This window comes from Arthrobacter sp. Soil736 (assembly GCF_001428005.1).
In the GTDB taxonomy this organism is placed as follows: domain Bacteria; phylum Actinomycetota; class Actinomycetes; order Actinomycetales; family Micrococcaceae; genus Arthrobacter.
Window position 1 is genome coordinate 1 of record NZ_LMSB01000066.1, and the last position, 12729, is coordinate 12729.

At 60.5% G+C, this 12729-nt stretch carries 12 protein-coding genes; 2 read left to right on the top strand and 10 right to left on the bottom strand.

All coding sequences use genetic code 11. The annotated features are described in order from the left end of the window. Positions 1-71 precede the first annotated feature (71 nt). Both ASG92_RS24655 and ASG92_RS24665 read right to left on the bottom strand, forming a co-directional pair. The coding region (locus ASG92_RS24655) for a sugar ABC transporter permease (RefSeq protein ID WP_157372482.1) at positions 72-1009 on the bottom strand (938 nt) is incomplete at its 5' end. 196 nt (positions 1010-1205) lie between these two features. Continuing rightward, positions 1206-2567 (bottom strand): sugar ABC transporter substrate-binding protein, encoded by a 1362-nt coding sequence (locus ASG92_RS24665; RefSeq protein ID WP_056634899.1) that lies wholly within the window; start codon positions 2565-2567, stop codon positions 1206-1208. A 199-nt stretch (positions 2568-2766) separates the two neighbouring features. Here ASG92_RS24665 and ASG92_RS24670 point away from each other — a divergent pair, with 199 nt between their 5' ends. Beyond that, the gene (locus tag ASG92_RS24670) at positions 2767-3738 is read left to right on the top strand and encodes a sugar-binding domain-containing protein (RefSeq protein ID WP_056634902.1); all 972 of its coding nucleotides are present in this window, start codon (positions 2767-2769) and stop codon (positions 3736-3738) included. Positions 3739-4087: 349 nt separating this feature from the next. After that, positions 4088-4342 carry a hypothetical protein gene (locus ASG92_RS28770; RefSeq protein ID WP_157372478.1) on the top strand — a complete coding sequence of 85 codons (255 nt, stop codon included), beginning with the start codon at positions 4088-4090 and terminating at the stop codon, positions 4340-4342. 141 nt (positions 4343-4483) lie between these two features. Here ASG92_RS28770 and ASG92_RS24675 read toward each other — a convergent pair whose 3' ends face one another. From ASG92_RS24675 to ASG92_RS24710, 8 genes are all read right to left on the bottom strand, one after another. Continuing rightward, on the bottom strand, positions 4484-4714 hold the full coding sequence (locus ASG92_RS24675) for a hypothetical protein (protein ID WP_056634905.1): 231 nt from the start codon (positions 4712-4714) through the stop codon (positions 4484-4486). A 459-nt stretch (positions 4715-5173) separates the two neighbouring features. After that, complete coding sequence (locus ASG92_RS24680) at positions 5174-5755, bottom strand: adenylate kinase (protein WP_056634907.1); 582 nt, start codon at positions 5753-5755, stop codon at positions 5174-5176. 190 nt (positions 5756-5945) lie between these two features. Then, entirely contained in the window at positions 5946-6722 is a 777-nt protein-coding gene (locus ASG92_RS24685; protein ID WP_056634909.1) for an enoyl-CoA hydratase-related protein, read from the bottom strand. 32 nt (positions 6723-6754) lie between these two features. After that, complete coding sequence (locus tag ASG92_RS24690) at positions 6755-7576, bottom strand: enoyl-CoA hydratase/isomerase family protein (RefSeq protein WP_200952085.1); 822 nt, start codon at positions 7574-7576, stop codon at positions 6755-6757. Between the two features lie 3 nt (positions 7577-7579). After that, positions 7580-9163: an AMP-binding protein gene (locus tag ASG92_RS24695; protein ID WP_056634911.1), complete on the bottom strand. Its 1584-nt coding sequence runs from the start codon at positions 9161-9163 to the stop codon at positions 7580-7582. Positions 9164-9165: 2 nt separating this feature from the next. Then, positions 9166-9717 carry an OsmC family protein gene (locus ASG92_RS24700; RefSeq protein ID WP_056634914.1) on the bottom strand — a complete coding sequence of 184 codons (552 nt, stop codon included), beginning with the start codon at positions 9715-9717 and terminating at the stop codon, positions 9166-9168. 55 nt (positions 9718-9772) lie between these two features. Continuing rightward, positions 9773-11137, bottom strand: a complete 1365-nt coding sequence (locus ASG92_RS24705; protein WP_056634916.1) for an MFS transporter — start codon at positions 11135-11137, stop codon at positions 9773-9775. Positions 11138-11578: 441 nt separating this feature from the next. Further along, entirely contained in the window at positions 11579-12463 is an 885-nt protein-coding gene (locus ASG92_RS24710; RefSeq protein WP_056634918.1) for a LysR family transcriptional regulator, read from the bottom strand. Positions 12464-12729 lie beyond the last annotated feature (266 nt).

A 12729-nucleotide genomic window follows, 5' to 3' on the forward strand; every position in this document is an offset into this window, starting at 1 on the left:
GCGGCGAGAACCGGTGCTGGGGGCCGTCGGGCCGGGGACGGAGTTCTTGGGTGCGGCAGGAGTGAGCGTGCTCATCGTGCTGCCTCCTTCTTGAAGAGCGAGAAGACGGTGCGGAGCGCGAAGGTCGCCACGATGATGGTGCCGATGACCACCACGACGCCGGCGGCGGACGCCAGGCCGTATTCGTTGGCGAAGTAGAACGTTTGGTAGATGGCGTAGGGCAGGTTGGCGGTGCCGAGGCCTCCCGAGGTGAGGGTGAAGACGGCGTCGAAGTTCTGCACGATGTAGATGGCTCCGAGCAGGCCGCCGAGTTCCAAATACTGGCGCAGGTGCGGCAGCGTCAGGTGCCTGAAGATGTCCCAGGGGCTGGCACCGTCCATCTGGGCGGCTTCGACGGTGTCCATGGGCCGGGACTGCAGCCCGGCGAGCAGGATGAGCATCATGAACGGGGTCCACTGCCACACCAGGGAAACGATTACGGCCATCAGGGGCGCCTGGGACAGGAGATCCGGCTGGGGCGGCGTGTCGCTGCCGAACAGGGACCAGATCCAGGTCAGCGTGCCGTTGATCAGGCCGTAGGTGGGGTTGAGCAGGGCGTGCTTCCAGATCAGTGCCGCGGCCACGGGGACCACGAGGAAAGGTGCTATCAGCAGGGTCCGGGCCAGTCCCCGGCCGATGAACTTCTTGTCCAGCAGCAGGGCCAGTCCGAGGCCGATGACCAGGCTAGCCAGGACCACGGAGACGGTGAGGACGATGGTGGTGAAGATCGCCTGGCGCAGATCGGCGTTGGTGAGGACCTGGATGTAGTTCTCCAGGCCGGCGAAGCCGGTCTGGTCGGGRCGGAGGCTGTTCCAGTTCAGGAACGAAATGATCAGGGTCACCACGAACGGAAGCTGGGTGACGATGATGAGGAAGATCAGGGCCGGCAGCAGCGGCGCACGCCGGGCCCAGGCCAGAGCACGTTCACGGGATCTGGCGTTCTTGGAAGGTTTGGTTGCGCTGCGCCCGGNTGAGGAAGATCAGGGCCGGCAGCAGCGGCGCACGCCGGGCCCAGGCCAGAGCACGTTCACGGGATCTGGCGTTCTTGGAAGGTTTGGTTGCGCTGCGCCCGGKGCGGGAGATGCGCGCTGTTGCGGTAGTCATAGTAGTCTCCTGCGGTTCGGTGGCCCGCCCGTAAGCGGGCCACAGCACCGGGTGGTGGGTKGTTACTTCTTGTACTTGTCGCCGATTTTTTGCGCGGCTTCCTGGCCCTTGGCCAGCGCGTCGGCCACGGTGCCCTGGCCGGCGATGGCAGAGCTGACACCCTGGGAGACCGTGGTGCCCAGGTCGGCGAACTCGGGGATCCCGACAAACTGAACGCCGATGGCAGGGCGCGGCTGCAGACCGGGGTTGTTCGGGTCGGTGTTTTCAATGGCCGTTTTTTCGGCCTCGAAGAACGGCGCAGCCTTCTGGAACTCGGCATTCTGATAGGTGGAGGTTCGCTTGCCGGACGGGACCTTTGCCCAGCCGAGTTTGGACGCGACCAGTTCTTCGTATTTCTTCGAGCTGGCCCAGGCAATGAACTTCCCGGCAGCGTCCTGCTTCTTGGACGCGGCCTGCACGCCCCAAGACCAGGTCCACAGCCAGCCCGAGGACTTGGTCTCCTTCACCGGCGCCTGGGCGTAGCCGATCTTCCCCTTCACCGGGGAACTGGATGCTTCCAGCGACCCGGCTGCCGAGGTGGCGTCGTACCACATGGCGGCCTTGCTCTGTGTCACGTTGTTCAGGCACTCGGTGAACCCTGCCTGCGCAGCGCCAGCCTCGCCGTGTTCGCGCACGAGCTTCGTGTAGAACTCTGTGGCCGCGGTGAACTCGGGGGCGTTGACCTTCGCGTTCCAGTCCTTGTCGAACCAGGTGCCTCCGAAGGTATTGACCACCGTGGTCAGCGGGGCAAAGACCTGGCCCCACCCCGGCTGGCCGCGCAGACAGATGCCCTTCATGCCCGCGGCTGCACCGTCGGCCTTGGCGGCAAGATCGGCCACCTGGTCCCAGGTGGGCTTCTCCGGCATAGTCAGGCCCTTGGCGTCGAAGATGTCCTTGCGGTACATCATGAAGGAGGACTCCCCGTAGAACGGCTCGCCGTAGAGTTTCCCGTCCTTGCCCGTCAGGGATGCGGTGTAGGCCGGCAGGATGTCGTCCTGGTTGAACTCCGGGTTCTTGGCCACGGTGTCGTCGAGCGGGGCGAGCCAGCCGTTCGCGGAGTAGAACGGGATTTCGTAATTAGACAGGGACGCCACGTCGTACTGGCCGGCCTGGCTGGAGAACTCCTGGCTGATCTTGGCCCGGACGTCGTTCTCGGGCAGCACGGTGTAGTTGACCTTGATGCCGGTGTCCTTGGTGAAGTTCTCCGCCGTCAGCCTCTGCAGGTCCTCCATCTGCGGGTTGTTCACCATCAGGACGTTGATGCTGTTCTGGTCGCCGGCTGCCGTGCCGCCACCGGCACCGGAGCAGGCAGATAAAGCGAGAGCGCTGACAATTCCTATCGACAATGCAGACGCGATACGCGCCGACCGACCAAAAATGGCCATGGGATCCTCCTTGATTCCGGTGGCTACCGGAGCAGTAACAGAATGAGCGATTCGTTGTGACCTTGACGAGCACGCCCGCCCGAGCACTAGCGTGTTTTTCATGGTCCGCTCATTTGTGAGATATGCCTCACATGAGAGATTAGGTGCGTTTTTATATCTGAGCAACTATGCTCATATGAGCGACTTAGAAGGAGTGATCATGTCGGACAGTCCAACGGCGAACGAACCACTACAGCAGCGGGTGTTGATGGCCGACGTGGCTCGTGCGTACTACCTGGAATCACAATCCAAGGTTCAGATTGCCGACCGATTCGGCCTGAGCCGCTTCCACATAGCCCGGCTACTGGACAACGCACTGGCTTCCGGCATCGTCACAATCCAGGTCCACGATCCGCGCACCCCGGCCGCTCCCCGAGAACGACAGCTCGCAAAGATCCTAGGCGTGCAAACAGTGCGCATCGCGGGCGAGGAAGACGCCCCCGAGTTGCATGTGGAGCGCGTCGGAGGAGCGGTGCTGAACCAGCTGGCGGAAGACATCCGGCCAGGTATGACAGTTGGTCTGTCCTGGTCGAGGACCCTGGACAGGGCGGCCCACCTGCTCGCCGCACTTCCGTCATGCACTGTCGTACAGCTGACCGGTGCATTTGAGACCACGGGTGGCGGGACCTTTCGCCGGCTCCTGGCTCAACTCGATCGTCGCAGCGGTATCACCACGTACCCCTTGTACGCCCCGCTCGTCGTCGACCGGATCGAGACAGCACAGGACATCCGCCGGCAGCCAGTAGTGGCAGACGCACTGGCAAGGGCAGATTCCCTGGACATCGCCGTGGTGGCAATCGGCGCGTGGCGCGCGAAGGAATCGTCGGTGTGGGAGAAGGCAAGCCCGGCGATGCGGACCGCGGTCAAGGAAGCGGGTGCTGTAGCCGAGTTCTCTGGGCTATTTATCGGCAAATCAGGGGAATCCGTAAGCACTCCCCTGGACGGGCGGGTAATCGGCGTCAGCCTCCAACAGCTGCAAACGGCGCGCCAGGTCATTGGCTTTGCAACCGGAGCTGATCGAGCAGAGGCTGTCAGCGCTGCGGCATCGTCGTCGATATTCTCCTCCCTGGTTATCGATGTGGATTTGGCAAACGCCCTAATGAGAACAGCCGACTCGCAGGGGCTCATCTAAGGGTGTCGGGAGATAGCGTGCAGGCGAGAGGGGGCCAATAGTGTTAGCGGCCTCTTCGAAAAGGGTCAACTAGATTGGAAGAATGGGTTCTTCAAGTGATTGAAGATTTCCCGGCCACAGCGGGGTCAACTATGCGGAATGGTTCAGATAGCTCGGAATCTCACACGTCGTCCGCCGCGCGCCGTCGTCCTGGTGCCATCTCGTCATTGACCGCCGCCGCCCGTCAGTTGACCTTGTTCCGTTCTACTTGACGTGATTCCGATCTACTTGGCCATGTTCCGTCTTGGCCATGTTCCGTTCTAGTTGACCGTGTGAAGCCGCTCCCGCCGCCGCCCCACACGTTATGCTCATGGACCCGAAAATCCGCTTCCGCTTCCCGCATCCGACCGGCCTTGTCTACGAGGAGGATCAGCTCGAACAGATCGCCGAGTGGGGCGGGGCGCCGGATCTGGGTGATGTCCGACGTCTTTTGCTCGGACGGGTGCTGCAAGCACCCGTGCGGCGAGCCCATCCTTCCCTTTCAAGAAAAAGGAATGGAAAGGCTGGCCCTGCCCCCTTTATCGGCACATCAGGACAAGCCGCAGATGTGTGGACGACAAACTGACCGCTCTCAGAATCGCCAGTCGTCAGGCACGGCTTGGAACTGGTCGTATGCCCAGTCCTCCACGGCCTGCAGCGTGCCGAACTGCTCCTAAAACGCAACCCAGTAACAGCAACAGCAGCTATTCCGGTCGGCCTTTGGCGGTCACCCCACCAATATTTGACCCGACATTCCACGAGTATCGGCAAATACACGGTTACCGGCTGCCCGTTCGACCATTTCACGAGTGGCAGGACCTTCGGCCGCTATCCACAGAATTGAATTGTCAGGCATCACGGCCTCGACCGTCCCGGTGCGGAGGGTCTCGCCATGGAGGCGAATCTCGACAAACTGACCTACCGTGCGTTGCCAGTCTGGTTGCTCGTGGAATTCCATTGACTCCTGCTATTCCGATGGATGCGGCTGTGTGCGCCCTTCATCGATTCGTTGACGAAATAGCGCTACATGCGAGGGGGAGCGACGAGGCACTGAGTATTGTTGCGATAGATGGTGATCCGGGTGATCATCCAGTGCCTCGCCGCAGACCAGCGGCGGCTCTAGGCCGCGTCAAATGCCGCCCGTCAGGGCCGTTGTTGGCGTTTACTGGGGGACAAGGGAGTTGCCGCTTGCTGTTCCATGGCGTGTGCGGCCCTGCCGGGATCAACATGTCCGTGACCTCTTCGGCCATGCGTACTGGAACTGCGGCAACCTTCGCGATCTTGAATCCGCGTGGGTCTTCGCGGGCCAGGTTCTCGTCGCTCTTGTAGACGCGGACGTTGTGTGGGGCCGTCACAGGTTCCTTTCAATGGGGCCCTAATTACCCGTGGGAGCCGGGAGCGGCGCTCACGGGCAGGTTCAACGTGTCGAGGCGATGCTTGTCATGGCTAATGCGGTCATCGTTCGGTCGGTGATGTCGTTGACGGGGCCGAGTCCGTCGACGGTCGTCAGCAGGCCGCGTTCTGCGTACTCCGAGACGACGGCGTTTGTTTGCTCGTGGTAAAGATCCAGCCGATGGCGAATCACCTCTTCGTTATCATCGCTGCGGTCATCGGCGCGGGCGAGGAGTCGCTGAACTACCTGTTCGTCACTAACACTCAACTCAAGGACTGCGTCAAGACGCAGGCCACTGGAGGCAAGCATGCCGTCCAACGCTTCGACCTGCGCAAGCGTCCGGGGGTAGCCATCAAGCAGGAACCCATCCTCTACATCGGGCATTGCCAGGCGTTGCCGGACCATGTCGTTTGTCAGGTGGTCGGGTACGAGATCCCCGTTGTCCATGTGCCTCTGGGCTTCGGTCCCCAATACGGTCTGCTCCAAAACGTTCATCCGGAAGATGTCGCCGGTCGAGACGGGCACAATCTCAAGGTGCGCTGATAGCCGCTGTGCCTGGGTCCCTTTCCCGGATCCAGGAGGACCGATAATCAATAGTCTCGTCATGCAAGAATTCCTTCGTAGGGGCTGGTTAGGAAGCTTTGGTCTGTGTCGACTGGGCAACGCAAATGAGCAGTGTTTTTGTATCGAATCCACTCTGGCGGGGGACTGGATGGGCGGCGGCGGGCGGGTATCCGGATAGTTCCGCCCGCCGACCGCTTTCATCCCGGAGAGTCCCAGGTCTCTGCTGCTTGATCTAGCGGTTCGAAAACTTCGGCTTCCGCTTCTCGATGAAGGCTGCCATGCCTTCTTTTTGATCGTCGGTGGAGAACACGGACTGCGAGGAGCGGAGTTCGAACCTCAGCCCTTCCGAGAGCGGGCTCTGGAATGCGACGTTTATGGATTCTTTGACCATACGAGTGGCGATCTGCGACTTTCCTGCCACTTCCAGTGCGAACTTCTCGACTTCGCTCTCGAATGTGTCTGCAGAAAACACGCGTGCAACAAGGCCGTATGACTCGGCTTCAGTCGCGGAGATCATGCGTCCTGTGAGCATCAGGTCCATGGCCTTGGCTTTGCCGACGGCTCGGGTCATGCGCTGCGTTCCACCCATGCCGGGCATGATTCCGAGGTTAATCTCCGGTTGGCCGAATTTCGCCGTCTCACTGGCAAGGATCAGGTCACACATCATTGCCAGTTCGCAGCCACCGCCCAGGGCGTAGCCGGATACAGCTGCAACCAGGGGCTTGCGGATGTTCGCGAGGGCGTCCCATCCGGAAAAGAGGTTGATGGTGTACGCGTCCGCGAATGACAGAGTTGCCATCTCTTTGATGTCAGCGCCGGCAGCGAATGCCTTCTCCGAGCCGAGGATGAGAATGATTGACACGTTGTCGTCGTCATCCATCACTCGGGCTGCGTCGCAGACCTCGTTCATCACCGTGCGGTTAAGCGCGTTGAGTGCCTCAGGCCGATTGAGCGTAATGTAACCGACATTGTTGTCATCGATCCGGGTGATTATGGTCTCGTAGTTCATTGGTTTCTCCCGTGGTGTCTGAACGGACGTCATTAGCCTTCGAGGGACCCGTAGCGTTCGTCGCGCCAAGCCAGAGCAGCCCCCAGTCCCTTGGATGACACCAGCTCGGTGAACTCCTGGCGCTCGATGCTGTGCACAGAATTCAGAACCGCGGCGATGTCGAGGTTCGACTTGACTGCTTCCCTGAGCCCCATTGCTTCGTAGGCACGGTTCAGAGCCAACTTTGTAAAGCGCAGCACCGGCAGTGGAGTAAGCGCCACCTTGCGTGCCAGCTGTTCCACGACCTGGGTTAGCTGATCCGCCGGCACGACCTTGTTGACCAGGCCAAGGGCCAGCGCTGTTTCGGCGTCGATGACATCGCCGGTATAGAGGAGTTCGTTTGTCTTCTTCTGGCCAAGCACAAAGGGCATGAGCAGGGTAACGGGGCCGGATCCGAATCGGATTTCGGGCTCGCCGAACTGGGCGTCCTCGGTGGCGATCAGCATGTCGCAGGCCATGGCCAGTTCACAGCCACCCGCCAAAGCCCAGCCGGAGACTGCACCGATCACAGGCTTGGAAAGGGCCCATATCTGCATGGTGAGGCCTACGTTGTTTGTCAGGCCGGCGTGCCACTGTTCGGCTGTCGAAACCCCCAGTTCCACCTCTTCGGCGATGTCGTAGCCCACGCTGAAGGACTTGTCGGTTCCGGCGAGAACGACAACCTTTACGGAAGAATCATTCTCTACTTCAGTAAGAACGGCGGACAGCTCTCCCATGAGGGCCGTGGAGAGAGCGTTCAGCTTCTTCGGCCTCTCCATGGTGATCCATGCGATGCCATCGACGTCTTTTCGGGTGATGAATTCGTTGATTTCCACTACTTACACCTTTTCTTTCTGGGATTCTGCAATTTTCCGGAGGGAACGCTTGTCGAGTTTGCCGACCGCCGTGATGGGAAGTTCGTCCACAATGACGATTTGGTCCGGAAGCCACCAGCGTGGGAAGGCATGGGCCAGGTGCGCGGTGAGGGCTTCTTCAATCAATTCCCCAAATTCGGGTTCTCGGTGGAGGACGACGAAGGCTCTGGGCCGTTCGATCCATTTCGGGTGGCTTACCGGAATGACTGCAGCCGCGACCACATCGGGATGTGTGCAGAGATGCTGTTCAATTTCCGCGGGCGCGATCCACTCGCCCCCGGATTTGATGAGGTCGTTCTCCCGGTCCCGAAGTGTCAGTGAACCATCTTCGTCGATGGTCGCTATGTCTCCCGTCGTGAACCAGGCGCCGGGTTCCGTTGTGTTGCCGATGACGAAGGGCCCCCTGACCCGCAGCCGACCCGGTGGGGTATCCAGACCGGCCGTCGATGCCACTGTTTCCTGAAGATCGAGTTCGACCAGCGGAATTGGTTTGCCGGCGCGTTCGTGTGGGCGCTCCCGTTCATAGGTGCTGCAGGCCATGGTTTCTGTCATTCCCCAAGCGGTTGCGACGCCAGCGCCCAAGGTTGACCGGATGCTCTTCCAAACAGACTCCGGGAGCGGGCTGCCGCCCGTAAGAACTTCCCGCAGAGCAGAGGGTCGAGTTGCTTCGCCGCGCTCAATGGCCGCGCAAACATCGAACCAGACGGTTGGCACAGCAGCGGCCACGGTGACGTTCTCCTGTTGCATGACCTTGGCTATCCGGGCCGGATTGAGATCCCCGCCGGACAGCACCAGGGATGCGCCCGTGAGTGCAGCCGTGAGGGGCAGCCCCCAGCCGTTCACATGGAAGAAGGGCGCGAGGGGGAGGACACGGTCCCGGCTGGACAGTCCGGTTGCTTCTACTGTCGCCTGGCTGAGGCAATGTAGAACAGCGGCCCTGTGCGTGACCTCGTAGCTCTTGGGCAGACCCGTTGTTCCGCTGGTGTGGAAGATGAACGCAGGAGCATTCTCATCCTCCAGGACTTCTTCCCAGCGGCGGCCAAGATTGGCCTGGATCAGCGACTCGTAGGAGATCGTGTCAGGAGCCGTTGGCCTTCCACCTGGCGGCGTGATAGCAACAGTGATGACACCGGTGCTGCGCATTTCTTCAACCAGGGCTTGTATGGCTGATCCAACAGCAGGATGGTCAAAGAGGTCGCTGCTGACGACAACCGCTTTCGGCCGGGGGTTGCGGGCTAGGTGGGACAGGGTTTCCCCTCCGAGGCGGAGGTTAATGCTGTTGACCTTTGCGCCGGTCAGTGGAACGGCCAGAAGCAGTTCCAGGTGCTGCTGGTCGTTCCAGTCAAGTACGGTTACCGTGTCGTCAGGGCCGAGTTCGATCTCGTCCCTGAGCCCGTGAGCCAGAGCTTCCATGCGCCATGCCAGCTGTTCGTAGGTGCATCTGGTTGATCGAAGGTCGTTTGCCGGGCCCGTGACTGTGACGACCTCTGACGTCGGGTGGACGGTCAGCATCCTCCACAGCAGGTGATGAAGAGTCAAAGGGAGCATGGTCAGTGCTTTACCAGCGTCGTCTGGACCTCGACGGGACCCATCAGCGTATCCCGGATGGGGGAACGTTCCTCCACAATCCTTGTTAGCTCCTCCAGTCGTTCCTGGGAGGCATTCGGAGAAGTCGCGTGGACCTGGATGCGGATCTGCTGCAGACCTGGACGGACGTCGGCGTTCAAGTTGAGGAAACCCCGCAGATCAATGTCCGTAGTCATTTCAAGGCGGAGTGAACTGAGCTCGATGTCGTTGACGGTTGCGTTCGCGGCGTATGTCACCGCGTAGCAGCCGGCCAGCGCGTGGAGGATGAACTCCGCCGGGCTTGCAGCCATGTCCGTGCCGAGCAGGGCCACTGGCTCATCAGATTCGAGAACGTAAGTCGCCTCCCGGGATTCGACGACATTTCCGTTCTGGATGACGTCGCCGGTGGTTGCGCGTTGGCGGCAACCCTGGAGCCACTCGGAAGTGAGGTTGAAGGAAACCTGTGCAAGTTCCGGCTGGTTCTTCACTGCGTCGATCGTGGCAAACAGGGCATCTTGGTCTACGCCGTTGATCATGTGTATCTCCTGAGTTTGATTGTGGTCGTTCTTAGGTCTTGGTGGGGTGGGCCCGTCAGTGTGCTGTCTGGGGGGATGGTTCTTGCACAGTTCTTCCGAGATCCGTGTCATCGTCGATGTCTCGGAGGTTTGTTTCCGGGGCCAGATAGGCGCAGACGACGGTGATGCAACTAAGGAAGAGGAAGTACACGACAATCAGCCAGGGGTTCCCGCCGCCCAGTGCCAGCAGCGCCGTTGCGATGAGCGGGGAGAACCCGCCGCCGAACACAGATCCGAGCGAGTAGCTAATGGATGCCCCGCTGTATCGGACCCCTGTTGAAAACAGTTCGGAGAAGAAGGCCGCCTGGGGTCCGTACATTGCGTCGTGGAAGAAGTTGATTCCCAGCACCATGGCGGCAATGATGAGCACCGGGTTGCCGGTGTCTGCCAGCATGAAGAACGGCATGACGAACAGTCCGCTTCCCACGGATCCGAAGATGTATAGACGGCGTCGTCCGAAGCGGTCCGACAAGGCGCCCCAGATCGGGGTGGAAATGATGCCCAGCGCGGAGGCAATCATCACTGCCACTAGTGAGGTGTTGCTGTCTGATCCCAAGGATCGGCCTATGTAGGCCACCGCGAAAACGGTGTAGAGGTAATAGACGGCGTTCTGGGAGATTCGCATGCCTGTGGCCAGCCACATGTTCCGCTTTTCGTTGCGGTACATGTCGACGATGGGCCGGCTCGATAGGGTGTTTTGCTCCTTCATCTCCTGGAACTTCGGCGGATCCTCGAGCTTCAACCGGATAAGCAGCCCCACGACAATCAATAGGGCGCTGGCAAGGAACGGCACTCTCCAGCCCCAGGCCAGGAATGTTTCGTTGTTGAAGACCGTGCGTGCGGCAGCAAAGGAACCGGTTGCCAGGAGCATGCCGATGGGGACACCGATCTGGGTGAAACTTCCATAGAATCCACGCTTCTTCGCGGTCGCGTGTTCCACGGACATCAGTGCAGCTCCGCCCCATTCAGCACCTGCCCCGAAGCCTTGGATCAGTCGAAGGAGGAGCAGGAGTGCCGGGGCCCAGAAACCGAGTTGGGCGTAGGTGGGGAGTAACCCGATGAGGGTTGTGCTGGCACCCATGATGAGCAGCGAGGCAACGAGCATCGCTTTTCGGCCGATGCGGTCGCCCATATGGCCGGCGACGATGCCTCCAACCGGGCGGGCCAGGAAGCCGACTGCGAGAGCCCCGAATGAGGCCATGAGACCGACCAGCGGGTCGGCGCCGGGGAAGAACAGCGGGCCAAAGACAACGGCGGCCGCGGTTCCGTACAGGAAGTAGTCATACCATTCAATGGACGTACCGATCAGGCTGCCGATGGCAGACCTGCGGGCAATCTTCGTGCTCTTACCGCTGGGTGCGGGATTGTATTTTTCAGGCATTACCCCTGCTTTCAGTGAGAATGCGCGCCGGGGGAGCGTGGTCGGGCATTCAGGGAGTGACGGTGGTCCGGATAGAACGGCATTGTTCTTTTCCGGCCGTGGGCCGTGTGATCGGGAGTCCGAACAACATCGGCAAGTGGAGCGTGAGAGAGCTTGTGAGTTGAGTCTCATGCCTTTGGCGGCTCAGGACAAGAACCAAATGAGCACTTTGCTGTGCATTGATGCACACATCAGTGACAATCGCCTTGCGGTGGTCGTGGATGCGCGGGGAGCACGGACGGATTGTTTTGGCGGGCGCGTTTAACGATTCCGGTGCGCCGGTGCGGCCATCTCCCTGGTCACGGCGCGCCGCTGTGGGTCTCGCGTCGTTACCGTGACGTCTGTCGGCGGAATGCTTGCGGCGGCGCTTTGTGGGGCGCTATCGGGCTGGTCTCCGGGCGGTTAGTCATCCGTTGAATGTTCCAGGGCTATGGCCTGGATCAACTCTGCTGCCGCCCGTACCCTTGGCAGCCGGAGAAGTCCCCGCGGTACGACAATCCAGTACGTTCGGCGTACTTCGACTTCGCCCGGCAGTACCCGAACGAGGTTCTCATCGACATCGCCTATGTAGCTGGGCAGGGGTGCGATGCCCAGGCCGGCGGCGGTGGCTTTCCAGTGTCCTGTGATGTTATTGATCTGAATCATTGCCGTATAGCCTGGAAGGATTTCGCTCATTATCCTCAGGGGGTCAATGTCCAATGTCTCATCGACGTAGAAGATGAGTGTATGGGCGTGCAGGTCCTCAATCGTTTTGATCTCCGGGTAGCGCGCAAGGTAGTCGCGAGAAGCGTATAGACCCAACGTGTACCCGAGAAGCGGCCGGCTCCAGACAGAGCGGGGCGAAGGTTCCAGCAGGACTACGGCAATGTCGAATTCGCGGGTCGTAAAGGATGACTTCTGGCTTGAGGTCATGATTTCCAGCGTCAGGTCCGGATGCTTGCTGCGGAGGGGACCGAGCCCCGGCGCCAGTAGGAACGCGCCAAAACCGTCGGGTGTGACGATGCGAACGGAACCGCTCAGGGAAGCGTGCTCCTGTTCGGAAACATTGGTTGCTGCGTTGAGGGCATCCTCGATCGTTTCGGCGTGAACGAGGAGCCGGTCGCCGGCCTCCGTCAACGCCCATCCGCTGCTTCGGCGACTAAAAAGCCGTACACCGAGATCAGACTCCAGCTTTACGATGCGTCGGCCGACAGTCGTGTGATTCACTCCCAGGGCATGACCAGCGAGGGTCAAGCGTTGGTGACGGGCGACCTGGAGAAAGTAGCTCATGTCGTCGGCGGAAATCATGGGTCAGCCCCACCTTCGTTGGAGTCAGTTCGTGCATTGACCCTGGTCTCTTCATTGAGGCCGGGCTCGGAAAGCTGGTGATCAAGCATAGATCCCACGTGTGCATATTTGCACTGCACTGTGGCAACTTGGTCATTGTAATCGGAATGCGTTCAGAACAGACTCGCTGTAGCGAATATCACGTTCTGAAGAGTCGCAGTGACCTTTACGGCACGCAGCGGCTCTCCGTAGGTGCCCTCAAAGGCTGCACCCAACACCCAGCCAGG

Coding starts and splice junctions, on each gene's coding strand:
- ASG92_RS24665 (WP_056634899.1), bottom strand. CDS start 2,567: ATGGCCATTTTTGGTCGGTCGGCGCGTATCGCGTCTGCATTGTCGATA.
- ASG92_RS24670 (WP_056634902.1), top strand. CDS start 2,767: ATGTCGGACAGTCCAACGGCGAACGAACCACTACAGCAGCGGGTGTTG.
- ASG92_RS28770 (WP_157372478.1), top strand. CDS start 4,088: ATGGACCCGAAAATCCGCTTCCGCTTCCCGCATCCGACCGGCCTTGTC.
- ASG92_RS24675 (WP_056634905.1), bottom strand. CDS start 4,714: ATGGAATTCCACGAGCAACCAGACTGGCAACGCACGGTAGGTCAGTTT.
- ASG92_RS24680 (WP_056634907.1), bottom strand. CDS start 5,755: ATGACGAGACTATTGATTATCGGTCCTCCTGGATCCGGGAAAGGGACC.
- ASG92_RS24685 (WP_056634909.1), bottom strand. CDS start 6,722: ATGAACTACGAGACCATAATCACCCGGATCGATGACAACAATGTCGGT.
- ASG92_RS24695 (WP_056634911.1), bottom strand. CDS start 9,163: ATGCTCCCTTTGACTCTTCATCACCTGCTGTGGAGGATGCTGACCGTC.
- ASG92_RS24700 (WP_056634914.1), bottom strand. CDS start 9,717: ATGATCAACGGCGTAGACCAAGATGCCCTGTTTGCCACGATCGACGCA.
- ASG92_RS24705 (WP_056634916.1), bottom strand. CDS start 11,137: ATGCCTGAAAAATACAATCCCGCACCCAGCGGTAAGAGCACGAAGATT.
- ASG92_RS24710 (WP_056634918.1), bottom strand. CDS start 12,463: ATGATTTCCGCCGACGACATGAGCTACTTTCTCCAGGTCGCCCGTCAC.